General features: G+C 42.2%; 19 protein-coding genes and 2 pseudogenes. 13 read left to right on the top strand and 8 right to left on the bottom strand.

The features are described from left to right. Positions 1–215: 215 nt before the first annotated feature. From AC5EUN_RS12950 to AC5EUN_RS12930, 5 genes are all read right to left on the bottom strand, one after another. Positions 216–3,095 (bottom strand): type I restriction endonuclease subunit R, encoded by a 2,880-nt coding sequence (locus AC5EUN_RS12950; RefSeq protein ID WP_058952284.1) that lies wholly within the window; start codon positions 3,093–3,095, stop codon positions 216–218. 58 nt (positions 3,096–3,153) lie between these two features. Beyond that, complete coding sequence (locus AC5EUN_RS12945) at positions 3,154–3,816, bottom strand: abortive infection protein (RefSeq protein ID WP_058952539.1); 663 nt, start codon at positions 3,814–3,816, stop codon at positions 3,154–3,156. Positions 3,817–3,824: 8 nt separating this feature from the next. Then, positions 3,825–5,042 carry a restriction endonuclease subunit S gene (locus AC5EUN_RS12940; protein WP_058952283.1) on the bottom strand — a complete coding sequence of 406 codons (1,218 nt, stop codon included), beginning with the start codon at positions 5,040–5,042 and terminating at the stop codon, positions 3,825–3,827. Next, complete coding sequence (locus AC5EUN_RS12935) at positions 5,042–6,610, bottom strand: type I restriction-modification system subunit M (RefSeq protein ID WP_058952282.1); 1,569 nt, start codon at positions 6,608–6,610, stop codon at positions 5,042–5,044. Before AC5EUN_RS12935 ends, AC5EUN_RS12940 begins: the two co-directional genes overlap by 1 nt. 252 nt (positions 6,611–6,862) lie before the next feature. Further along, the gene (locus AC5EUN_RS12930) at positions 6,863–7,867 is read right to left on the bottom strand and encodes a hypothetical protein (protein WP_058952281.1); all 1,005 of its coding nucleotides are present in this window, start codon (positions 7,865–7,867) and stop codon (positions 6,863–6,865) included. A gap of 1,861 nt (positions 7,868–9,728) precedes the next feature. Between AC5EUN_RS12930 and AC5EUN_RS12925 the strand changes: the two genes are divergently transcribed. The 4 genes and pseudogenes from AC5EUN_RS12925 to AC5EUN_RS12910 all read left to right on the top strand — a co-directional run bounded on the left by AC5EUN_RS12925 (position 9,729) and on the right by AC5EUN_RS12910 (position 11,809). Then, positions 9,729–10,451: a toll/interleukin-1 receptor domain-containing protein gene (locus AC5EUN_RS12925; RefSeq protein WP_026444370.1), complete on the top strand. Its 723-nt coding sequence runs from the start codon at positions 9,729–9,731 to the stop codon at positions 10,449–10,451. Positions 10,452–10,734: 283 nt separating this feature from the next. Further along, positions 10,735–11,166: pseudogene (locus AC5EUN_RS12920) on the top strand (Arm DNA-binding domain-containing protein); the annotation flags it as partial. Between the two features lies 1 nt (position 11,167). Beyond that, positions 11,168–11,353: pseudogene (locus AC5EUN_RS12915) on the top strand (IS3 family transposase); the annotation flags it as partial. 201 nt (positions 11,354–11,554) lie between these two features. Beyond that, on the top strand, positions 11,555–11,809 hold the full coding sequence (locus tag AC5EUN_RS12910) for a TIGR03643 family protein (protein WP_058952279.1): 255 nt from the start codon (positions 11,555–11,557) through the stop codon (positions 11,807–11,809). Between the two features lie 14 nt (positions 11,810–11,823). On the opposite strand, the gene AC5EUN_RS12905 is transcribed toward AC5EUN_RS12910, so the two are convergent. Further along, the gene (locus tag AC5EUN_RS12905) at positions 11,824–11,958 is read right to left on the bottom strand and encodes a DUF2256 domain-containing protein (protein ID WP_081316836.1); all 135 of its coding nucleotides are present in this window, start codon (positions 11,956–11,958) and stop codon (positions 11,824–11,826) included. 3 nt (positions 11,959–11,961) lie between these two features. After that, a complete protein-coding gene (locus tag AC5EUN_RS12900) occupies positions 11,962–13,485 on the bottom strand; it encodes a cryptochrome/photolyase family protein (protein ID WP_058952538.1) in 1,524 nt (507 codons plus the stop codon). 383 nt (positions 13,486–13,868) lie between these two features. On the opposite strand from AC5EUN_RS12900, the gene nudC reads away from it, so the two are divergent. The 9 genes from nudC (at position 13,869) to AC5EUN_RS12855 (ending at position 23,042) form a co-directional block, all read left to right on the top strand. Next, complete coding sequence (gene nudC / locus AC5EUN_RS12895; protein WP_058952278.1) at positions 13,869–14,642, top strand: NAD(+) diphosphatase; 774 nt, start codon at positions 13,869–13,871, stop codon at positions 14,640–14,642. Between the two features lie 227 nt (positions 14,643–14,869). Then, a complete protein-coding gene (locus tag AC5EUN_RS12890; RefSeq protein ID WP_058952277.1) occupies positions 14,870–15,418 on the top strand; it encodes a lipocalin family protein in 549 nt (182 codons plus the stop codon). Positions 15,419–15,554: 136 nt separating this feature from the next. Then, the gene (locus tag AC5EUN_RS12885; RefSeq protein ID WP_058952276.1) at positions 15,555–16,541 is read left to right on the top strand and encodes an acyl-CoA desaturase; all 987 of its coding nucleotides are present in this window, start codon (positions 15,555–15,557) and stop codon (positions 16,539–16,541) included. Next, entirely contained in the window at positions 16,538–17,821 is a 1,284-nt protein-coding gene (locus AC5EUN_RS12880) for an NAD(P)/FAD-dependent oxidoreductase (RefSeq protein ID WP_058952275.1), read from the top strand. The genes AC5EUN_RS12885 and AC5EUN_RS12880 overlap by 4 nt, the downstream gene beginning before the upstream one ends. Positions 17,822–17,830: 9 nt before the next feature. After that, entirely contained in the window at positions 17,831–18,625 is a 795-nt protein-coding gene (locus AC5EUN_RS12875) for a DUF1365 domain-containing protein (protein ID WP_058952274.1), read from the top strand. After that, positions 18,622–19,818, top strand: a complete 1,197-nt coding sequence (locus AC5EUN_RS12870) for an SAM-dependent methyltransferase (protein WP_058952273.1) — start codon at positions 18,622–18,624, stop codon at positions 19,816–19,818. The genes AC5EUN_RS12875 and AC5EUN_RS12870 overlap by 4 nt, the downstream gene beginning before the upstream one ends. 24 nt (positions 19,819–19,842) lie before the next feature. After that, positions 19,843–20,622, top strand: coding sequence for a DUF1295 domain-containing protein (locus AC5EUN_RS12865; protein ID WP_094148334.1), 780 nt, complete (start codon positions 19,843–19,845; stop codon positions 20,620–20,622). 8 nt (positions 20,623–20,630) lie between these two features. Continuing rightward, entirely contained in the window at positions 20,631–21,680 is a 1,050-nt protein-coding gene (locus AC5EUN_RS12860) for an SAM-dependent methyltransferase (protein ID WP_058952271.1), read from the top strand. Positions 21,681–21,719: 39 nt separating this feature from the next. Then, entirely contained in the window at positions 21,720–23,042 is a 1,323-nt protein-coding gene (locus AC5EUN_RS12855) for a sensor histidine kinase (protein ID WP_058952537.1), read from the top strand. Here AC5EUN_RS12855 and AC5EUN_RS12850 read toward each other — a convergent pair. Continuing rightward, positions 23,039–23,731 (bottom strand): response regulator transcription factor, encoded by a 693-nt coding sequence (locus AC5EUN_RS12850; RefSeq protein ID WP_058952270.1) that lies wholly within the window; start codon positions 23,729–23,731, stop codon positions 23,039–23,041. The two genes, AC5EUN_RS12855 and AC5EUN_RS12850, sit on opposite strands and share 4 nt — an antisense overlap. Between the last annotated feature and the right edge of the window lie 11 nt (positions 23,732–23,742).

Raw genomic sequence — 23,742 nt, 5'->3', positions numbered from 1 at the left:
GACAAGTAAATTTCTAAATAACCAAGATTTAATATCTGGATCATTTCTAAATTGATAGATATTCAAAAATGGGAAAAAGACCACTGGAAAGAAATACACATAGGACAGCTTGAAAGAATCCATATTTTTAATCATGAGTGATCACGGTTCCTGCTATATAGTCTAATTTCACTGCTTACTCTCTGGAAATAAAGTCACATTTTGAAGTGTATTATTTAATTAAAACCAGTATAAAACTTCTCAATCAACTGGCGTGTCTTGACCAGCAAATTGCTAAACACGTTCTCCCGCTCAAACAGCTTAACCTTATAGTTTGGTAAGTCCTTCAACTCTTCTTTACGTGGTAGGCGTTTGGTGAACTCATAATGCTCCAGAACCTGCTTCATGGCTTCTGGTTTCAGGTTTTCTTCTTTACAAAGATGCTGATAGGCCTGTTCTTTTTCAGCATCCCAGAATTCAGAAAAAGCCGTTTGGACGCTCTGCCCATTGATCATCTTCGGCATGTTTTCTTCAATGAATTTTTGAATGAGGTCTTGCTTATCGTGCAAGCTAATATCGCTACTGATTAAATCGTAAATTTGCGCTTGGTACTTCTTACGCTTGTCCTCTGAGTCTGTATCAACAACAAGCTGTAGCAGGTTGATGATATAACCAACATTAATGCGATCACTATGCAGTAAATCCAGTTGAAAATCGACATCATCCAGTACCGATACTTTGTCTCTCTTGGTGGTTTTTCTAACGGCACGACATAGGTCAGCATACTTAGAGGCGAAGTTTGCAAAGTGCTGCTTATCAAGTTGTGTTTGGTCTTGATCGTATTCAATAAAAGTTTGTAATTGCGCGTTATAGCGCATCACTTCACGGAAAGCTTTAATAAATTCGAGTTGCTGTTCTTCAGTGACAAGATCATCGACTGATTGGTAATTGGGCGTTAAGGCAAACAATTTGCTCACCGCTGCTTGGTAATCCTGTTCGATTTCCGCATAGCTGGGAACAAGTACAATCTTGGTCGTTTCTTTATTGGAAAATAGCGCCAGTGCTTCATCTGTGGCGCGTTTCAGGTTGCGGAAACAGATGATATTGCCAAATGGTTTTTTATCGTTATAGACACGGTTGGTGCGTGAGAATGCTTGAATCAAGCCATGATATTTTAGGTTTTTATCGACATACAAGGTATTTAGCGGCTTAGAGTCAAAGCCCGTGAGGAACATATTGACCACGATTAGAATATCTATCTGTCTGTTTTTTACGCGCTGTGCAATGTCGCGGTAGTACGCATAAAATTGATCACCAGAATTGTAGTTGGTTTTAAACTGTCGATTGTAATTCGCAATGTAGCGATCCAGCTTATCCCGACTGGATGAATTGACCTGACTTGGAATATCTGCGGCTTCTTCGTGAATCAAGCCAGTTAAGTCATCAGTCGGTACAGCCTCATTTGCAGCATAGGAAAAGATGGTGGCAATGGTCAACGGTTTAAATATCCGACCTTGTGCTTCATCTTCAATTTGCTTATCAGCCTGCACTTTTTCAAAGATGTCGTAATATTGGGTCAGTGTTTCGACCGAACTGACACAGAACATCGCGGTAAATTCACGATTACGGGTTTTGGTATCGTGAATATTGACAATGTAGCGGGCAATCATTTCTAAGCGTTGCGGATTGTCATACAGTTCTTTGGTATCAATGCCTTCTACATCTTCCTCATAACTGTCATTCGTCGCCATGCCTTTGGCGGTGTATTTGCCACGATAATCAATTTGGAACTGCAATACGTTACGGTCGCGGATCGCATCGACAATCACGTATTTATGCAAACACGCATTAAACAGGTAATCTGTGGTGAGTTTTAAACCTGCTTTGCTTTGGCTGTTCTTTTCAAAAATAGGCGTACCAGTAAAACCAAACATTTGGGCATTGCTGAAGAATTTTTTGATGTTCTGATGAGTCTCACCAAATTGACTGCGATGACATTCATCAAAGATAAAAACCACTTTTTTATTTTTAAGATAATCAATCGATTCTAAATAACGGTCGGTGCTGATGGCTCGATTGAGTTTTTGGATGGTGGTCACAATCAGTTTGTCATGACGTTGATCCAGCTGTTTCACCAAGGTCGATGTGTTATCGGTGCTGTCCACGCTGTCGGCTTTAAAAGCATTAAATTCGCGTGAGGTTTGCGTATCGAGGTCGTTACGATCCACCACAAACATGACTTTTTCCACATCAGGCATTTGCATGATGATCTGACTGGCTTTAAATGAGGTCAGGGTTTTGCCTGAACCTGTAGTATGCCAGATATAGCCGTTCTGATCGGAGTTTTGCACATGCTCCACAATTTTCTGTACCGCATAAATCTGATAGGGACGCAGCACCATCAGGCTTTTGGTGGTTTCTAGCAGCACCATGTACTGGGTCAGCATTTGGGTCAGATGCTGATGATTGAAAAAATCTTCGGCAAAGTCGACAATTTCATTGATGTGTTTGTTATGGACATCGGCCCAGGGAAAGGCAAACTCGATGCCTGTGGTGCCGTTGGAGTAATAACGGGTATTGGCACCATTACTAATCACAAAAAGCTGAATAAAACCAAACAGCCCTTGCCCTGCCCAATAGGCTTCACGAATATAGCGTTGGGTTTGATTAAAGGCTTCGGCAATTTCCATGCCGCGTTTTTTCAGCTCGATCTGTACCAAAGGCAGACCATTGACCAGTAAAGTCACATCAAAACGGCTGGTACGGCCGTTATAGTCGCGGTGGTCAATCGTAATTTGATTGGTCACCTGATAGATGTTTTTGCTTGGGTCATCAGACAGGAAAAAGATGTGTTTGCTTGTACCATCATCAAATTTGACCGGGAAAAGATCACGCAGATTCTTGGCCCGTTCAAATACTGTGCCCGTATTTAAAAAACTGATGACCTGTTTCCATTCCGTTTCTGACAGGGGCGCAAGTCCATTGGCGCGTTCGACTTGGGTTTTGAGGTTAGACAGTAGTTGGCTTTCATCCTTGAGCGTGACTGAGGCATAACCCAGTTGTTTGAGCTGGCCAATCAGTTCATTTTCAAGTTGGTATTCGCTTTGTGCTGTCATTTCACCCTCTAATCTTTTAAATTATACACTTCAATCTTTATTATCTATAATCAAGAACTTAAGCAACTTCGATACCTTGCGCATCAAGATAATTATCTAACTCTTCTGAGTACGCATCATAATCTTGCTCAAACAATGCCTTGCTATAACTTAAACCACTAGGTAATTCAAATTGCTCATCAAGAAAATCATTAAATTCAAGATAGTCCTCGTAACGGTAACTTTGTGTGTAAGAGAGATCAATTTTAAGTAGAAGAAGAAGCAATATATATGATAATCGATCTGTTGTTTGTGCAATAATCTGAGCTAATTCCACTCCAACTGAATAACTCTTTGGAAGAATTTTGCCGTGAGATATCTCACCAACATTATTTCTCATCTCCCCCAGAAAACGTATCCATTGATTAAGTGCTGAAAAATAATTTTCTATGTCGCTTTTTGGCATTACATTTTCAATTGCTGAATGTTCGTAAATGCACTCCTTAGCTTTTTTAAACAAGCGCCCTAAATCCAATAAATTAATATCCTTGGCGTTTTCATACGGTCTAAGTTTTAAAATAATATTTTTAGCTATCGCTTCTATAAATGATTTACTACATTCAATCAGTGTATCTCCACACTGATTAGTTTGTTGATCAATTTGATTTAATAATCTTTCTAAATCTTGCAACCATTTATGTTTAGATGAATGTAGTGCTATAAGTTCTCTGGATTTTTTCATAACAAAACCTATATAAACATCTGCTGCAACAAGCCTTTTTTCCATTGTTTGGTTTGTTCAATTTGCTGTGCGACCATATCAATTTTTTGATCAATTGCAGATAAAAAGTTAGCAATTTTAGTTTGTTCAACAACACATGGAATATGAATTGGAATGATAGCTAGATCACCAGCATTATAAGAAGGGAGAGCTCCCACCTGAACAAAATTAGAAAACTTAATAGTATCTAAAAATTGCTTAATAAAATTTATATTCAATTTTGGATCAGGTGTAAAAGCCATCATGTTGTTATCTATTAAAAAATTAGTCGCCAAACGTTTACGTTCTAAAAAGACAGCAGCCCCAACCTTAGCAAAAATAATAGACTCATCAAGTATTACCTTCACTTTCATCTCTAGTATTGAATCAGCATCAACATAATTATTGGCCACAACCATTCTTTTTTCATTACCATAAGTATTCATATCTGAAACTTTGAAAAAAGGAACGCCTGTTTTTCCACCTTGGTATTTTTCTGGAAAACCCTGCCCAGATTTAAAAACCCCAAGGCTGCCCAGAGTTTTCTCCTCCCACTCCCCAAACTCACTACCATCATCCGCTTTAAAACGAATCTGCTGGCTAAACAGCTTTTGCATCATGCCTTGTTTATATTGGCTGAGTAGCTGATGTTTTTGCGTGAGTTGGCTGATCTTTTCATCGACTGCGGAAAGAAAAGAAGCGATTTTGGTTTGTTCTTCTTTTACTGGATATTTAAGTGGAAAAGCTAGTACATCACTTTTCGTAATATTTGGATCTTTACGGCTACTAGCTGCAAAGTTTTTCCAATCATCAACCTTATGGTTTAGAAAGGTTAGAAGAAAATACGAATCAATTTTTTCGTTAGGATAAATCGCTGATAATGCTTGATTACAGGCAGCCTCATGTACTAAAAGCCCAGTCCGACCGATTTGATTAAAACCACCATACATGGCTACAAAAACAGTCCCCTTAGGTAATATTTTTACAGATGTTTCTTTCAAAGCTATTTGAGAAATTTTCTCTTCTGTTTTTTCGATTAAACCGTTATTTAAATCAGTTGTTTTAACCCAAGCGATATCAGCATTTTCAAAAAAACGGTTATCACTGCGCAATGGTGTAGAGCCAGAAGTAACTTGAAAAATTTCTCCAATTTTAGATTGAAACCAATCCCCATCAAACTCTTTAAATCTTAACTTAGGTACAGCCATTACTTCACCTCCGCAAAAGGTGAAACAATGCCTAGCTCTTTGCAGAAATCTGCAATGATGGCATCGGTCTTTTGGCTGTCGTGTTCCAAAGCTTGAAGCTGTTTTGCAATCGCATCTAAATCAATTTCGGCTTCCGCTTCAAAAGTATCCACATAACGCGGAATATTGAGGTTGTAATCGTTATCTTTGACTTCCTGTAAAGTTGCTACATGAGCGTATTTTTCAATATTTTCACGCTTTTCAAATGCCGCAACAATCTTATCCAAATGCTCAGGCAATAACTTGTTTTGGTTCTTCTGCTTTTCAAAATCATTGCTGGCATCAATAAACAGAATATTGCCGCTCTGCTCACGGCTTTTCTTCAACACCAAAATACAGGTCGGAATTGAAGTGCCATAGAAAATATTGGCGGGTAAACCAATAATTGCATCCACCACGTTCATCTGTTCAATCAAATACTGACGAATTACACCCTCGCTCGAACCACGGAACAAGACGCCATGCGGTAACACCACCGCCATGGTGCCGTTGTCATCCAGTTGATACAGCATGTGCTGTACAAACGCCATATCGGCTTTAGAACTTGGCGCCAGTTTGCCATACGCAGCAAAGCGTTCATCTTGTAAAAATAACGGATCGGCAGACCATTTTGCAGAGAATGGCGGATTCGCCACCACCGCATCAAACTTTTTATCTAAATGCTGCGGACGAGTTAAAGTATTTTCCTGCTTAATATCAAACTTGGCAAAATGCACATCATGCAGAATCATGTTCATTCGCGCCAAGTTGTAAGTAGTACGATTCATCTCCTGACCGTAAATCATATCGACATCTTTCACTTCACGTTTTACCCGCAGCAATAACGAACCTGAACCGCAGGTCGGGTCATAGACTGAACGTAAACGCGCTTTGCCTTGGGTGACAATCTTTGCCAGTAGAGTCGATACCGTTTGCGGGGTATAGAATTCTCCTGCTTTTTTGCCCGCACCTGAGGCAAACTCACCAATCAGGTATTCGTAGGCATCGCCCAGTACATCGGCTTCGGTATTACTAATATCAAAATCAATATCATCTAAATGACTCAGGACTTTCGCCACCAGTGCATTACGGTCACTGGCATTATTGCCGAGCTTGGTCGAGTTTAGATCCAAATCTTCAAACAGGTTGGCAAAGTCATCGGCAGAGTCAGTACCTAACGTGCTTTGTTCAATCGATTTTAAGGTCGCAGTTAAATCATCCAGAATGAATTCGCCCTGACGACCACGCTCGGCTAAGGTATGGAATAGCTGTTTGGGTGTGAGCGCATAACCGACTTCGGCAATGGCATTCTTTTTAATTTCTTCGATGTATGGCACATGCTCAGCATTATTTTCATCTAATTCTAAAAAGCTGACCTCCTCACCATCGAGCAATTCATTGGCAAAGTTCACCGATTTTTCTGATAAATATTTAAAGAAAATAAAACCCAGAATGTAATCACGGAATTCATCGGCGCCCATGGTGCCGCGCAAAGTATTGGCAATATTCCAAAGTTGTTTTTGTAATTGTTGCAGTTGTACTTGGGTCATTGTTATGCATGTCCGATGAAATGAATAAAACATGACTAGTGTACCGAAAATTAAAGTTTTTTCAGCAAAATTGGAAATAGAAAGACAAAATTTGTCGCACTAAATGTATATCAATAATATTGATATATAAGGTTTTATTTGGATTTTAAAAGATTAACAGGCTCAACTATCATAATTTAAATTAAGGCTTATATCAAAATTACAGATGTTTGAAAAAATAGTTATAAGTAAAATAAATAACAAGACGGTTTGTTAAAGTTGGTTATATTCAACATCAATATACGCATTAATTAATGTCCAATCTTGAGTTTTTGAAATTTCACGTGGAAGCTCTGCTTCAAAGGATTCATAAAAATATCTACGCATACAATACTCAGTATAAGAATCCGCATAGGTTTCATAACGCGCGATTATTGTTAAGTCCATCACAGGCATTTGTGCTTGATCCCATCGTTGTCTTTTCCGACTGAAAAAGAATAGTTTCCCGAAGGTATATAAACGTCCCGCCTGCTGTCGATTGCCTCTGAATACTGCATAAACTTTAAAATAATTCTGCCATGCAAGAAGATCATTGAGCGCCTTAGTCTGATCTTTTTGGGAAATCACTCGATTGAGAATTTGGGTTAATTCTTTTTTTTGTTTCTCTATTTCAGATTTCTTAAATCTCCACGTCCATGAGAAATTCTTATTATTTTTACGGTAAAACTTAGTCTGATGTTCAGCATACTTTTTATGGCTTAACCGTACTAATTCAGCCTCACATTTCCCAAAATCTAAGCATAGATAAGGTTTATTCAATATGAAATTAAATTGTTCATTGTCTTTATAGTATTGACGGATAAAAGTTAATTCTTGCCCGACTGTAATTTTGTCCCAGATGACAGGTTCAAGTTCAGCAATTTTATCTTTTGATGTATATGCTGATATGGTTGTTGAAGTCACTTTGCCTATGGTTTCTTTGCTGTGACGATGGCTATTAGGGGTTTTGATCAACAAGACAAATAACCATGCATCTTTATAAAGAATGTCTTGAACAATGAGATCAGCAACAGGTAATCCTTGTTTTAGTCGATATGTTCTTTGCCGACTGGTTAAATTTAATGAATATCGTTCGGTTAATTTATGAATAATCTTTTCAATATCAATTTTACCTAACTCAGTTTGCACTATAAATTTGCAGTAAAAATATGATCCTCTTGTGACCTTATCTTGAATTTTTTGTGCGGTGTATTTTGTGTGGGGGCTGTAATCAATCATTCTACGTCATCCAACTATGCACTTTTAATGTCAATCAACAATCCACCTAAATCCAAATTTTTTCATTCATTTTTGAATTGTTCATCAACAATAATTTTCTCTACATTTCCCATTTTGCTGAACGCGTCAGCAATCAGCATTGATCAAATTGCGCTAGCACTGTCACCTCACGTTGTAAGGTGACAATAAAGTAGTTCCTAGTGCGCATTAAGAAACTTAATCAGCAAATCTTATACTTGTTTAAATAATATATCAATAATATTGATATATTAAATTTATTCTGGTAATATGACGGCATATCAATCGAATTGTGGATTGACCATCCATTCCAACTTTCTTTTTTTGAAGTTGTTTGAATGGCTGACCACCATTCAAAAACTTTGATACATATTGCCCTGAGTATAAGACTAACCATCTTCATACTGCCGATGTAGCGGACTGCTGGGGAAACCTCGCTCGGTACGTTGCAACGGGGGCTAGAGGATTGCAATATCCTTTTTCTATCCGTTCATTCACTTTTTAAGAGTTCCAAGCAAATAAAAAGTGGTTGGGCGACAAGGAAACGGGAGCCTATAAGCGATTTATCGTGAAATGGTCATTTGGTTAGTAATAGCCAAGTTAGGTGTGAAATTATGAAAATAGTGGAACATTGAAACCCTGTTCAAAGTGATACAGTTAGGAGCAGCATAGGATGTGCGATAGTCTCCGTTAATAGCTGAATGTGTATGCTTGATCGAACAAGTTTATTTACTTGGAAAAGTATGCTCATTTCCAATCACGATGGCTGCTGAGAGTGCCGTAAGGTACTAGGGCTTTGAGGCTAACGCTGGAAAAGCTGGCACCATTTTGCGCAAGCTGAATGGGTCGCTGGATAGCTTAAACGTGTAACGGCATTAATCGATAGATGCTGATTGGAGTGTAAGAGTTTTACCCTTTACAAAGTTGTGTATACATCATATCCCGATATTTTTTAAGGAACTACGGTCGGGGGAAACAGGAAGCATGTATACAGGCGAGAGGATAAACGGTCTGCACATTAAGACACTTTTGAAATAACTTGGGAAGCACTGAATAAAAAGGCTTAAATTGGTTAAAAGTCTGTTGTATTTTTTTCAGTGTGGGAGCGATGGTGAGTAGCGCATATAAAGCAAGTATTTACTTGCGGAAATTGTGATACAAATCTTAATAGTAAGATTTGTATTAAATGAGATAGCTAGCTTAAAGCGAATCCTAAAACATTTCGATTTTTTTCAGTCGGGATGCTCATTGCGAAAACTTGAGTCGGCACATGCGTGAGCATGTTGGACAATATGTAGAAAAGAAAGGTTAATGGAACACTGGTCGTGTTTCTCAGTCGGGGATTGGTCTCTCTGACTAGGCCGAGATTGGTACAGTGTAAGTATTCTGAAGTTTGGTCACTGATGAAAATATACTTATACGGGTTTGCCTGAGACTTAAATCAGGATAATGCTACACCAGCATGAAAAAATCGTGGCTTGTTCTTCCAGATTAGACAAGCATAAAACTATTGCCTAGCAGTAGAAATATGATATGGAATATGGCCTAAGTCGGCATGAAAAAATTGAACCGCCAGTACAGGCGTAATCATCTGCTCAACAAAGAGCGTTAACAAATGCATTAGGCTCGATCCCTTAGGGACGAGCCTTGTCTTTGAAAGAAGCTAATAATTTAAATTCGCTGTTCTTTGTGGTAATGATATTTTAATCGAAGAAGCTATATCAGCTTGTTAAGTTATTCATAAAATTATTTTTATTTTTTAGTTTGTTAGTAGTATGTTGTAAAATAGGCTAATCGCTTAATTAAAACCTAAATGTGAATAAATCATAAAAAAGGAAAATAAATGTCTAGATGTACAGCTCCTGTTCGAGGCCATAGTTCTGCTGCAGCTGCTGCGGCTTGCCCAGCATGTCGTAACAGATATGGTTCTCGTTCTCGTAGTTATTCTTACTCATCATCATATAGTTCTGGTAGTTCTTATAATGGGTCTAGTAGCACCTATAGTGATTCTAGTAGAGCTGGGGGCAGTGGGAGTTCAAAAAGTGTTTCAAAACCTCGCTGGGCTAAAACAGGCTCCTCTCTTGTATATACGACAAATGAAGTAACATCCCTAACACCTGTCAGAGAGGTAATCGAGAAAAAAGCTTCTGAGCAGCCTGACCTTCGTGATGTGTTTTTATGCCATGCATGGGATGATCGTAAGGAATCTGCTAAACAACTACACGATTTTCTAGAGGCTGCTGGTGTAAAAGTTTGGTTTAGTGAAAAAGACCTTGGTTTGGGTGTTCCAATGATGAGAGCAATTGATAAAGGTTTGGCTAATTCTAAAGTTGGACTCGTTTTGGTAACACCAGCTTTGTTGTCGCGCTTACCTAAAGAAGGTGTAGCAGATAAAGAGCTTTCAACTCTTCTAGCTGGTAACCGTTTGATTCCAATTGTACATAATACAACGTACGAGGCACTTAGAGATGTCAGTCCAATGTTAGCTTCAAGAAGTGGTCTTGATACATCTGAAGATACGTTGGAGATAGTTGCGGAAAAAATAGCTGAGTTAGTTGCGATTTAAATAAAATGCTTTTGTATGGTATTTTGTATGGTGTTTGGTTGAATAAGATTTATTTTAAATTATATCAACTGCTTATGTGTTTAGTTTAATTGACGCCACCGATTAAAGATGATCGCTAATGATCAGGTTTAATCAAAAAAGTGAATAAAAGCCTTGGTTTAGCAATAAATCAGGGCTTTTTTTCTGCCTGTTGTTTATCAGCGTCCGTTATTGTAAGTCATTGATAATTGCTTTCTATCAAATATACTTGTGACACAATAGTGACACGCGTGTAACAACAAGAATGCTTACAGACATCCAAGTTAAAAGTCTTAAACCAAAAGAAAAGCGATATTCAATAGCCGATGGGGAAGGGCTTTCTATTGAGGTTTTTCCTACTGGGAAAAAGAAATGGGTACTTTCATATCGAATTGAAGGAAAGCAGACCAGGAAACAACTGGGTGAATATCCCGAAGTAGGCTGTAAAGAAATAAGAAAAGTTGCACGGGAATTTAAAGCTGAAGTTTCTGGTAAATCAAAGGTCTCACATCATTTAAAACAAGTGTGTGATGAATGGTTTGAATTAATGAGTCCGCAGTGGTCTAGTGAAAAATATATCAGCACGGTTAAATACCGTTTGGGCTACATCACTGAAGATTTTTTAGAGCTACCTTTAGATGAAATTACTCGCTTTCAGGTTTCATCAAAAGTAAAAGAAATTGTGGCCAAAGGAACATAATGCCGTTGCAGAATCCTTTTTTAGTAGCTTAAAGAAGGAAAGAATTAAAAAGAGAATTTATAAAGCACGCGAAATGGCGCGTGCGGATGTGTTTGATTACATCGAGATGTTTTATAATCGAATCAGGCGCCATTCGCATCTTGATGGGATGAGTCCAGAAGCATTCGAGGCAGCTTCAAAATGAGGCTACTTCAATGTCTAGGATACTGGGAGCAGTCCAAGTCTAACTAGCCCTATTATTTGTGTTTAGTCCGTAAACTAGAGAAAATCACAAAAAATTCATGATCGTATTATTATGCTTTTAGTTGAATTAAAGTTGACTCAAGTTATGTAAATGAGTTGATAGAACTTATTGAAGCTTCATAGTAATTAAAATGAGAATGGCATGAATCAATTTTCTGAAGAAGACTTATCCAGAATTATCGAAATGGCCTGGGAGGATCGAACCCCATTTGAAGCCATTCAATGTGAGTTTGGTTTGAACGAAGCGGCAGTGATCCGCTTGATGCGGCAAAATATGAAACCCAGTAGCTTTAAAATGTGGCGTGCACGTGTGACAGGCCGAAAAACCAAGCATCTGCAGCTGCGTTTACCTGATGTGATACGGGCCTATTGTTCACGCCAATACAAGCGTTTCTAAGTGTTTGATTTTGATTACCGTCTGGACTCACGTTTACATCGTTCAGAACAATATTGTACTTCCTCCCAGCAGCGGTGCCATTTCTTGCGCCAAGTAAAAGGGCGCAAACAATAGATACAGATTTTTTCAGGGAGATGCTGTTTTTTCATCGTTTATAACTCATTGATCTGGCTAAGAAGTTGCTGGGCATGGCTGATAATCTGATGCCGATCTTTAAGTTTATCTAGCTGTCGATAGATCATGCCCATACGTGGATGAGTACGAAATTTAGCCTCATTCCGGATCATAAAATACCAGTACAGGCTATTGAACGGACAGCTATCTAGCTCGGTGCGAGTTTTGACATTGTAGCTACAGTGCTTACAGTAATCGGACATCTTATGGATGTAATTGCCCGAGGCCGCATAGGGTTTGCTGGCCATCAAGCCGCTATCGGCATGCATCACCATACCCAGCGTGTTCGGTAGTTCTACCCATTCATAGGCATCGGCATAGACTGCCAGATACCACTCGCTGATCTGCTGCGGGTCTACACCAGTTAATAAGGCAAAATTTCCAGTCACCATCAAACGCTGGATATGATGTGCATAGGCATGCTGAAAAGTATTACGGAAACACTCAGCCATACAGTTCATCCGAGTACGGCCAGTCCAGTAAAATTGTGGCAATGGTGCTGAGTGCTGCAGTGCATTGCGGCTGGCATATTCTGGCATGTACAGCCAGTAAATTCCGCGAACATATTCGCGCCAGCCGAGAATTTGTCGGATAAAACCTTCCACTGCATTCAGTGGTGCATGACCGGCATGGTATGCAGCTTCTGCCGCATCACAGACTTCTTTAGGTAGTAGCAGACCACAGTTCAGATAAGGTGAGAGCAGGCTGTGAAACAGCATGTCTGAGTCTTGAACCATGGCATCTTGATAATCGCCAAAATGTGGCAAACTGTGGGTAATGAAATGCTCCAGTGCAAGCAGAGCATTGCTACGTGTGGTGCCCCAGCGGAAGTTGTCAAGGCTGCCAGAGTGACGGGAAAATTCACGTTCAACCAATTCAAGCACATCCAGATCAATCTGATCGTGTTCAAAGTGAAGTGGTGCAGGCAAAGGGGGATTGCCAGCCCAGGCCTTACGATTGGCGCTGTCATAGTTCCACTGTTCTCCAAACGGCTGCTGTCCCTGCATCAAGTAACCGGTTTGCTTGCGCATTTCCCGGTAAAAATATTCCATACGCAGTGTCTGGTAGCGGCTGGCCCAGTGCTGGAACTGCTCTGGACTACAGAAAAAACGTTCATCATTCAGGCACTGCACTGGCAGTTGCAGATGCTTGCTCCAATGCTGTTCAATTTGCTGCTGTAAACGATATTCTCCGCAGTGCGTAATGACCAGTTCTGTGACTGGTAAGAGTTGCTGTTGTGACTCTACGAAATCCAGCAGGCTACGAATCGGACTATCAGATTTAAAAGCATGGTAACGTACACGCCAGCCTTCTGCTTTGAGTTCTTTGGCAAAATGACGCATGGCGCTAAAAATCAGGGCAATTTTCTGCGGATGATGGGCGACATAAGTGGCTTCCTCAACAACTTCGGCCATCAGGATCACATCCCTGATACGATCTAGCGCTTTGAGCGTAGCAAGCTGATGATGAAGCTGGTCACCCAGAATTAAACCGAAACGCATAGCCATTCCAGACCCTATGAAAGATAGCGCAGTGTAAGTCAAGACAGTTCAATTTTTTGTGAAAATAAAGATCATTCTGCATGTTGAATCAATCCAACTCGACCAGATGGCCCGCTGACATCGCACAGAAATGATGGGTACTGCTATAACAAAATATTCATCCCTACAATGCTAAAGCCAGTTGATGAAACTCGCTTTACATGATTTCTTAATACATGAGTAGTGTGAAAATTATGTGATTTTAATCAAAAAGATAAAAATTATTATGGTTGTAATTAAAGTAGCTCACGCCTAGTATCTGGCTTGAAGTTACTCCATGTGAGCTTCCTTAGTTTTGTCCCATACACCCCTCTGTATGAGATTTTTTTAATCAGGGAATTGTCATGAGCATGCATTCAAAAGCGTATATTTTTAGACAGCAGCAATTGCTAGTGGATGAGCATTTTCAGTTGCCGCAGGTAGAAAGACTGCAGCACGACCTAAACCTGTCGGAAAATGGCGAGATCATTGCTCGTGACCTGAAAGAAGACGAACCGGTGCCGGAAGGTTATCAGCTGGTTCCAATCCGGCAACTGGTGCAAGTCTGGAGCAGACCGCAGTTTGAACAGGCCAGCCGTGCGGTACAGTTACTGGAATGGCGCCGTAACCACCGCTTTTGCAGTAAATGCGGTCACGCCACCCAGCAGCACGTCAGTCACTATGCCATGGTCTGTCCATCCTGTGGCTATAACCAGTATCCGCGGGTGAATCCTTGTGTGATCACTATCATTACTCGGGGTACAGATGAAATTCTGCTGGCAAAAAATGCCCGCAACAAAACCCAGATGTACAGCCTGATTGCCGGATTTGTCGAAGTGGGCGAAACCCTGGAGGAGGCGGTACGCCGTGAGACGATGGAAGAAGTGGGGCTACAGATCAAAAACATTCAATATCTGGCTAGCCAGCCGTGGCCGTTTCCTAGCAATCTGATGATGGCCTTCAAGGCCGAATATCATGCAGGCGAGATTCAGATTCAGGAAAATGAACTCAGCGATGCGCGGTTTTTCAAATTTGATCAGTTACCCGAGATTCCGTTCAAGGGCAGTATTGCTTATGCCATGATTCAGCATGTGATGCATGGCACACCTGTTGCCGATGACAGCAAAGAATGGCTTTGAATTAACCAGTCTGGTTTGACTGCTTAAATTAAGAAAAAAATCAGGAAGTTTATTTTCAATCGGTGTAATTCCCGAGAACCTGAATTTTCCGATGTTAAAGACTTAATTATTGTTTAGCGGATAAACGAATGGCATCTCCACAAAAACTGAATCACAGCATCTAATCTTCACGCTTTGTTCACATTCAGCTGGGTTATGCTAATCCTGAAATCAAACAAGGCTTAAAAATGAAGATGCTATTCAAGTCGGTTTTTTCAGTTACAGCACTGGCCATCATTAGCTTGAGCTTTACTGCTCGGGCTGAAACGGTTGCCCCTCAGGCAGTCAATCAGGTGGATATCCGGCAGTATGCGGGTAAATGGCATGAAATTGCGCATTTACCGATGTATTTTCAGCGTAAATGTGTCTCGGATATCTCGGCACAATACACTGTCAATGCCGATCAGACCATAGGCGTCTTAAACAGCTGCCGGATTGAAAATGGTGAAATGATTAGCTCTGAAGGGGTGGCCTATTCGCAAAATCAGGGCAACAGCAAACTGAAGGTCAGCTTTTTGCCGCCAGGTTTAAGATGGATTCCGTTTACCAAAGGGCATTACTGGGTATTACGCGTGGATCCGGAATATAAAGTGGCGCTGGTCGGTGGACCGAGCACCAAATACCTGTGGATTTTATCGCGCGAACCGCAACTGGATGAAGCCACCTATCAGTCCTATCTGGATACAGCAAAATATTATGGTTATGACATCACAAAACTGATCAAATTGCCGCATTAATCTGTTACCCTTTTGCCGAACTGCTTAGTCTCTCTACAGTTCGGCTTTTTTTATTTCACTTCACATAAAATTCATATCTGACTGATTAGACTCATCAAATAGAATAAAGACAACCGCTTAAAAGTAGGATGAGTCCATGTTGAAAAGCCTGATGCGATGGATAGACAGCTGGTCCATACATACATCGCCTGAAACGCTGACCGCTGAAAACAGCCAGGTTCAGTGGCTCCGGATTTTGCCCTTTATTTTGTTGCATCTGGCCTGTCTCGCCGTGTTCTGGGTGGGGGTGTCATGGTTTGCGCTGGGCTTTATGCTGGCGTTCTACCTGATCCGCATGTTTTCCATCACCGCTTTTTTTCATCGTTATCTGTCACATAAAACTTTTCAGACTTCGCGTCTGGTACAGTTCCTGTTTGTGCTGATGGGTACCATGAGTGCGCAGCGTGGGCCGCTCTGGTGGGCGGCGCATCACCGTTATCACCATCGCTATACCGATACCTTGCAAGACCCGCATTCCTCCACGCATGGTTTTTGGTACAGCCACGTTGGCTGGTTTTTAAATGAATATAACTTTGCCACGCGAAAAGAAGTCATTAGAGATTGGATGAAATATCCGGAACTGATCTGGCTGGACCGTTTCAGTTTAATTGTGGTGCTGCTGACCGCGGGCGGGATTTATGCGCTAGGGGAGTGGCTAGCTATGACCTGGCCGCAACTTGGTACCTCCGGCCTACAATTGCTGGTCTGGGGATTTGTGGTCTCCACTGTGTTACTGCTCCATGCCACTTTGTGTATTAACTCACTGGCGCATCATTATGGCAGCCGGGATTTTGACACGGATGATCACAGCCGCAACAACTTGTTTTTGTCCATCATTACCTTAGGCGAAGGCTGGCACAACAATCACCATTATTATGCCGGCAGTACCCGGCAGGGTTTTTACTGGTGGCAGATTGATGTGACCTATTACCTGCTGAAACTCATGTCTTTGTTCGGGCTGGTCTGGGGACTCAAGCCCATTCCGGCACGTGTCTATGATGTCAGTAAAATTGCCCGGGCTCGAAAACAGAAAAAAGCTGCCAAGACCGGCACTCCGAATATTCATTCAAAGGAATCACCATGAAAATTGCAATTATTGGTTCAGGTATTTCCGGTCTGTACGCTGCCTGGAAACTCAGCAAAGTGCATGAAGTCACAGTCTTTGAAAAGAATAACTACTTTGGTGGTCATACCGATACCCATCAGCTGAATATCGATGGTGAACAGGTTGCGGTGGACAGTGGCTTTATTGTTTTTAATGAGCATAACTATCCGCTATTCTGCGCCATGCTAAAAGAACTTGGGATTCAATCGCAAAGCAGTGACATGGGCTTTTCGGTGAATAATCAGGTCACTGGCTTACAGTACAATCCTTCAAAAAAATTCTCGTTATTGTTCCGACCTCAAAACTTTTTTAATGCAGATTTTCGCGCGATGTTGTCCGATCTGTTCCGTTTCTATGCGGCCAATAAAGATATTGATGTTGAACAGGTCGATGCACAGCTCAGTATTGATGCATATCTCAATCGACATGACTATTCCGAAGCCTTTCGTCAGGAACATCTCTATCCGATGTGCGGGGCGCTATGGTCCTGTCCAGTAGAGCAAGCTGGACAGATTCCGTATAAATTTGTGGTGAGCTTTTTTCAGCACCATCGTATGTTGCAGCTGAAAGAGCGACCTTCGTGGCTTACGGTCAAGGGTGGATCAGCTCGTTATGTTCGTGCCATTCAGGCCCAATCGAATATGACTTTCCGCAAGACAGGTGTGCTTCATGTATCCCGTAGTGCCAATGATGTAGTGATTGAAACTGGACAGGGCAGTGAACGTTTTGACTGGGTCATTTTTGCCAGCCATGCTGATGATAGCTTGAATTTACTTACAGACCCGTCAGCGCAAGAGCGGGAAGTACTTGGCAAGTTTCGTTATCAGGATAACCATATGGTGGTGCATTCCGATACTCATATCATGCCCAAATCCAGGCGCCAATGGGCCAGCTGGCATGTACATGTGACACCTAGTCGTGCAACCGAATCAACTCCATTCCAGCATAGTGGCATGCATTATGGTTTCAGTTACTGGATGAACCAGTTGCAAAACCTGAATTGTAAAACCCAAATCTTTGCCACACTCAATCCTAACTTTAACCTCGATCCGAAAAAAATATGGGTAGAACGATATTATCGTCATCCAGTATTTGATGCTGCCGCGATTGAGGCACAACAACGTTGGGCCGAGGTCAACGGCCAAAACCGCACCTCCTACTGCGGTGCTTATTGGGGCTGGGGCTTTCATGAGGATGGTGCCCGTAGTGCTGCATGGGTAGTCGATCAGCTATTGAAACAGGCCGAGCAGGCCGCCTAGGAGCACATGATGCAGATGTATCCACTGGCGATTGCCTCTGCCGAAATCCGGCACCGACGTTATTTGCCCAAAGCCCATGCTTTTGAGACCCAGCTAACCTATCTATGGTTTGATCCGGATCAGCTCGCGACCTTTACCGGTAAATCCTGGCTGTGGTCATCTAACCGCTGGAATTTCCTGACTCTGGATGAGCGCGATTTTCTGAGCATGGAATGTGGTTCAATCCGGCAGAAAGTTGCACGCCTGCTAATCAAGCGGGAAAACTATCTGTTACCGCATGCCGCTTCCATCCGGGTGCTGGCCTTGCCGCGCACACTGGGTTTCCGTTTCAATTCCGTAGTGTTTTATCTGATCTTTGATGCCACTGACCAATTGCTCTTTGTGCTGAGTGAAATCACCAACACACCGTGGAATGAACGACAGGTCTACATTCACGATTGCCGGAACAATCCAGACGAATATGCGCCGTACCAGAGTCACCAGTTTGACTTTAAAAAGGCCTTTCATGTGTCGCCGTTCATGCCGATGGGGCTGGATTATCGCTGGCGCTTCAGCTTTTCGGATCGGCAGAACGTGATTCATATGCAGCTGTTTGAGCAGGGAATCTTGCAATTCGATGCCACCCTGAAATTTTCCTTGCAGGCCATCACGGTTCCTTCACAGCAGCATCGTTATGCTGTACTGAAAGTTCTTGAACCCTTCAGGATGGTCAGCGGAATTTATCTGCACGCCTTTCGTTTATGGAAAAAGAAAATTCCATTTTATCGACATCCTAAAAAAGAAAAAGGAAACACATTGCGATGAAGACACTATTCATGGGAGAGCAAAGCACACTGCCGGTGGTACTGCGCCACCTGCTGAAATTACGCCATGGTCAGCTGATTTTTAAAGGCGTCTGGAACGGGGCTGTCGGGGAAAATAGCGATTTACAGGCGGTGATACAGGTGCATGATGTTCGTCTGATGGATTTGCTGTTCCGTAATGGTGTACTGGGTGCTGCCGAAGGTTTTATCCGTGGCTACTGGAGCAGTGAAGATCTGGTCGATGTGATCCGCATTTTGGCACGTAACCGTGATGTGCTTGATCGGATGAATCAAAATGTAGTGGCCAAAGCTAGCCAGTTGGCACTTAAGGCTTGGTATAAATCCCGCAAGAATTCGATTGATGGTAGTCGTCAGAATATTGCTGAGCATTATGACTTGAGCAATGATTTTTTTAAATTGTTCTTAGATTCCAGCATGATGTATTCCAGTGCTGTCTTTAAAGACCCTTGTATGAGCTTGGAACAAGCTTCAGATTATAAAAAAGAATTGATCTGCCAAAAACTTCAATTGCAACCGATGGACCATTTGGTTGAAATTGGCAGCGGCTGGGGAGGCTTTGCCATTTATGCGGCTCAGCATTATGGCTGTAAGGTGACCACCATTACCATTTCCAAAGCTCAGTACGATGAAGCACTCGCCCGAGTTGCTGAAGCAGGGCTGTCTCATCGGGTGTCTGTACAGCTTCAGGACTACCGTTTACTCGAGGGTAAATACGACAAATTGGTGTCCATTGAAATGATCGAGGCCGTAGGTGAGCAGTATTTACCAACTTATTTCCGAAAATGCCGCGAGCTCCTCAAGCCGAATGGTCTAGCCTTGATACAGGCGATTACGATTGAAGATGCACGCTATGTTAAAGCTTTAAATACGGTGGATTACATTAAGCGTTATATTTTCCCCGGTAGTTTTATTCCATGTATCAGTGTTATGACGCAAACGGCTTCTGAGCAAAAACTTCGTCTCAAACATCTGGAAGATATTGGTCAAAGCTATGCACAAACCCTGAAGTGTTGGCGTCAGCGTTTTCTGGAGCAGCGTGATCAAGTACTGCAACTTGATTTTGATGAGCGTTTTATCCGCATGTGGGATTTTTATCTGTGTTATTGCGAAGGTGGTTTTAGGGAAGGTGTGATCAGTGATGTGCATTTGCTGTTTGAAGCCAGTGCTTACTAAGCAGAAATAAAACAGGAGGGCGACATGCTGCTAGATTTATTTTTGTTCAATGTCTTCATCATGCTCTGTAACTGGGTGTTGGTGACCTATAACCGCAGAGCAGGGCTAGTCGATGTCGCTTGGAGTTTCAGTATTGCCCTTAATGTGATTATTGCCGCTTGGGTGATTGACAGTGCGCCGATGTTGGTTCGGTTATTTCTGGGACTGGCGAGTGGGATCTGGTTTTCACGGCTGACTTGGCATCTGTTACGGCGCTATGCCAATGAAACCCAAGAAGACACGCGTTATGCCAACATGCGCCGAGCGATGGGGGATTATCAGCATCTTGGATTTCTGGTGTTTTTTATATTTCAGGCAGGTTTGGCTCTACTATTTTCTTACCCAATGCTGAAGTTGTTAAGTATCTCGACCGAGCAATGGAATGACTGGACTTTGGTCACTGTGATTGTGGCGGGCATGATCATGCTATCCGCTTTGATAGGCGAAAGCACTGCCGATCAGCAACTTTACCGTTTTAAGCTAGATCCACAGAATCAAGGTAAAACCATGGATCAGGGTCTGTGGAAATATTCGCGCCATCCGAATTATTTCTTTGAATGGCTGCATTGGTTTGCTTATCCAGTGCTCGGTCTGGCAGCAGGATGCTATGAATTATGGATTTATCCACTGCTGATGTGGCTGTTTCTGTACTACATCACCGGGATTCCCTTTAGTGAACAACAGGCGCTCACCCACCGTGGTGACAACTATAAAGACTATCAACGACGAACTTCAATGTTTATTCCGTGGCCACCCAAACAGTAGGTAAATACATGGACTTTATGATTCAACAATCTTTAAAACTGGTCGAAAGCGGCAAGCTGCCCGATTCGGTGATTCGCGCGGGCATTCGCAGCCTAAGCAAAAAACGTCTGGCACAGGAAGGACGCTTTGACCCAGCACTGGCAGCCCGGCGCTATATGGATGTGCTGACCATGCTGAAAAACAGCGAAATTGCCATTGATACAGACAAAGCCAATGAGCAGCATTATGAACTGCCGACCGCATTTTTTCAGGCAGTACTCGGTAAGCGTTTGAAATATAGCGCGAGTCTATTTGAACATGCCGATATGACGCTAGACCAAGCCGAAGAAGCTGCGCTTGCCTGCTATTGCCAGCGAGCACAACTGAAAGACGGGCAGGATATTTTGGAAATTGGCTGCGGTTGGGGATCTTTGAGTCTGTATATGGCCGAGCATTATCCAACGGCCCGTATTACAGTCGTGTCAAATTCTTCAACCCAGCGCGAGTATATTCAGGAACAAGCCCGTTTAAAAAAACTGGATAACCTTAATGTGATCACTTGTGATGTCAATGTGTTGCAACTTGAACCTGCGTCATTTGACCGTGTGGTATCAGTGGAGATGTTTGAGCATGTACGCAACTATCAAAAACTGTTTGAAAATATTAGTATTTGGCTCAAACCAGATGGCTTATTGTGGTGTCATATTTTCTGTCATCGTTTCTTGCATTACCCGTTTGAAGTCAAAAATGAGTTTGACTGGATGTCGCAATATTTCTTTAGTGGTGGTTTGATGCCAGCAGCCTCAACTTTCCTACATTTTCAGCAGCATTTACAGCTAGAACAGCACTGGCAATGGGCGGGTACGCAGTATGAACGTACCGCAAATGCTTGGCTAGAAAATATGGATGGTAAACAGGCCGAGCTAAAGCCCTTATTTGAAAAAACTTATGGCGCGGATGCCGCAATCTGGTGGCAGCGCTGGCGGATTTTCTTTATGGCCTGTGCCGAGCTATTTGGTTATGACCATGGACGCGAGTGGGTGATCGGTCACTTTCTGTTTAAAAAGAAAACCGTATAATTGAATGGCGAATCGGATGGGGTAGCGGGGAATGCACCAATGTTAAAGCTGTTCAGGGACAAACACGATCATCCTCTGGGTGAGGTGTTTAACCGCTACTACTGGCTGCAAATCGGATTCATTGCCCTGTCTGTGGTGATTGGGATTGGCTGTAGTGCTTGGGTAATCAAAGGTTCTTTGCTCAGAACGGCGCTAGAACAGGAAATGTCACACTACTGGCAGCGATTAGAACGTAATCCTGCCGCAGAATTGCCCGATACCAAAAACCTGTATGGTTACCGCTGGAACACTGTGTCTCCCTCCCAATTTAAGAATATGTCACTTGAGCAAGGGGTGAATCGGCATTTTGTCGATGGTAAGGAACGCATGACCGTTTATGGCGAAAAAGATGGGCAGCATGTGCTGCTGGTGTTTGGTGAAAGCAACGTCAACAAGCTGGTGTGGCTGTTTGGTCTGGCACCGCTGATGGTCAGCCTGTTTGTGCTATATAGTGTGCTGTGGTGGTGGAACCGTCGTGCCCGGCGCTATTTTTCTCCCATTACAAGGCTTGCCAACGCACTGGAACATATTGATTGGGAAGATTATAAAAATCAGGCTTCACCGTTTCATGACATCCGGACTGATTCAAATCTGGAAGCGGAATATCTGAAGCAGGCGCTAGAAAAATATCATCAGGTATTAAGCGAGTTTATTCAGCGTGAACGTGAATTTACTGGTGATGTCAGTCATGAGCTTCGCACACCACTTACCATCTTAAAAGGCAATGTGCAGTTGTGTCAGGCACGCTATGGGGACAATAAATCATTTACTCGCCTGAACAACACCATTGAAGACATGCAACTATTAGTTGACACACTACTGGCTATCGCCCGCAATACCACCAATACTTTAACCGCTGAATCAACTATGCTTTCAGAATGTTTGGAAAATTTAGTTCAGGATCTGGATAGTGTTAGCCATAACAAAGGCATGCGGATAAATTTTCAAAAAGATCTAAACGAACAGCCACGTAAACTTTACCCGTCGATGACCAAAATGGTGTTTGGCAATATTCTGCGCAATGCGCTGAATTATTCACAAGGCACAGAAATTGATGTCATTTTGCAAAAAAATACAGTATTGATTGCAGATAATGGTGTCGGCATTCCTTTACCGAATAACTCAAAGGTGCAAGAACTGTCGGGGCAGCAATTGCAATTAGAGATCAAAGGTCATGGCATTGGACTGCAATTGGTACAGAAGTTGTGCAAGCAGCTTGGCTGGCGAGTGGAATTGTTTGATCGGCAGTATTATCTCAATACCCATCAGGATGTTGATCTAGCAATCACCACTGGACTGATTGTCGTTGTGTACCTAAATTAGGCTTCATCTTCGAGAGCAATCTTTAAACCAATCCCAGATATGGTGTGAATCAGCTTTTGTTCAAAGGGTTTATCGACCATTTTGCGTAAATTATAGATATGACTGCGCAGAGCATCACTTTCTGGCTCTTCGTCACCCCAAAGCTGCATCATAATTTCCTGTTTGGTCAGTACTTTAGGAGAATGACGCATCAGTAACTTCAAAAGTTTAAACTGAATCGGAGGCAATTCAATGTTCTGCCCAGCTCGAGTTAGTTGCTGTGTTGCCGTGTCCAAAATTAGGTCATGAATTTGCAGACGACTGCTAGATACTTCACCCATGGAACGTTTGATCAGGGCCTTGACCCGAACTACCAGCTCGTTAAAGTCAAAGGGCTTGACCAGATAATCATCCGTGCCGGAATTGAAGCCTTTGAGTTTATCATCCAAGGTATCCCGAGCGGTAAGCATCAAGACAGGTAAGTCTAACCCCTCTTCATTGCGTAACCACTCGCACAATTCATAACCAGAACCATCAGGCAAATTAATGTCAAGTAGCAAGATATGGTAGCGTTGCTGTTTCAGTAATTGTCTAGCAGCACTCAGATTGCGGGCATGATCGACCACAAAGTCATGTTCTTCCAGAAACTCGCATAGGGTAGAGGCCAGCTCATAATGGTCTTCAACCATCAGGATAAAATGTTTCGACATAGCGGCAGATA

It is taken from the genome of Acinetobacter sp. CAU_H_S170_2, assembly GCF_058890445.1.
The sequence above is the reverse complement of the archived record's forward strand: the minus strand, read 5'-3'. Positions and strand labels throughout refer to the sequence as shown.

Coding starts and splice junctions, on each gene's coding strand:
- AC5EUN_RS12950 (WP_058952284.1), bottom strand. CDS start 3,095: ATGACAGCACAAAGCGAATACCAACTTGAAAATGAACTGATTGGCCAG.
- AC5EUN_RS12865 (WP_094148334.1), top strand. CDS start 19,843: ATGCTGCTAGATTTATTTTTGTTCAATGTCTTCATCATGCTCTGTAAC.
- AC5EUN_RS12910 (WP_058952279.1), top strand. CDS start 11,555: ATGAATCAATTTTCTGAAGAAGACTTATCCAGAATTATCGAAATGGCC.
- AC5EUN_RS12850 (WP_058952270.1), bottom strand. CDS start 23,731: ATGTCGAAACATTTTATCCTGATGGTTGAAGACCATTATGAGCTGGCC.
- nudC (WP_058952278.1), top strand. CDS start 13,869: ATGAGCATGCATTCAAAAGCGTATATTTTTAGACAGCAGCAATTGCTA.
- AC5EUN_RS12880 (WP_058952275.1), top strand. CDS start 16,538: ATGAAAATTGCAATTATTGGTTCAGGTATTTCCGGTCTGTACGCTGCC.
- AC5EUN_RS12885 (WP_058952276.1), top strand. CDS start 15,555: ATGTTGAAAAGCCTGATGCGATGGATAGACAGCTGGTCCATACATACA.
- AC5EUN_RS12870 (WP_058952273.1), top strand. CDS start 18,622: ATGAAGACACTATTCATGGGAGAGCAAAGCACACTGCCGGTGGTACTG.
- AC5EUN_RS12925 (WP_026444370.1), top strand. CDS start 9,729: ATGTCTAGATGTACAGCTCCTGTTCGAGGCCATAGTTCTGCTGCAGCT.
- AC5EUN_RS12855 (WP_058952537.1), top strand. CDS start 21,720: ATGTTAAAGCTGTTCAGGGACAAACACGATCATCCTCTGGGTGAGGTG.
- AC5EUN_RS12935 (WP_058952282.1), bottom strand. CDS start 6,610: ATGACCCAAGTACAACTGCAACAATTACAAAAACAACTTTGGAATATT.
- AC5EUN_RS12905 (WP_081316836.1), bottom strand. CDS start 11,958: ATGAAAAAACAGCATCTCCCTGAAAAAATCTGTATCTATTGTTTGCGC.
- AC5EUN_RS12945 (WP_058952539.1), bottom strand. CDS start 3,816: ATGAAAAAATCCAGAGAACTTATAGCACTACATTCATCTAAACATAAA.
- AC5EUN_RS12890 (WP_058952277.1), top strand. CDS start 14,870: ATGAAGATGCTATTCAAGTCGGTTTTTTCAGTTACAGCACTGGCCATC.
- AC5EUN_RS12875 (WP_058952274.1), top strand. CDS start 17,831: ATGCAGATGTATCCACTGGCGATTGCCTCTGCCGAAATCCGGCACCGA.
- AC5EUN_RS12860 (WP_058952271.1), top strand. CDS start 20,631: ATGGACTTTATGATTCAACAATCTTTAAAACTGGTCGAAAGCGGCAAG.
- AC5EUN_RS12940 (WP_058952283.1), bottom strand. CDS start 5,042: ATGGCTGTACCTAAGTTAAGATTTAAAGAGTTTGATGGGGATTGGTTT.
- AC5EUN_RS12930 (WP_058952281.1), bottom strand. CDS start 7,867: ATGATTGATTACAGCCCCCACACAAAATACACCGCACAAAAAATTCAA.
- AC5EUN_RS12900 (WP_058952538.1), bottom strand. CDS start 13,485: ATGCGTTTCGGTTTAATTCTGGGTGACCAGCTTCATCATCAGCTTGCT.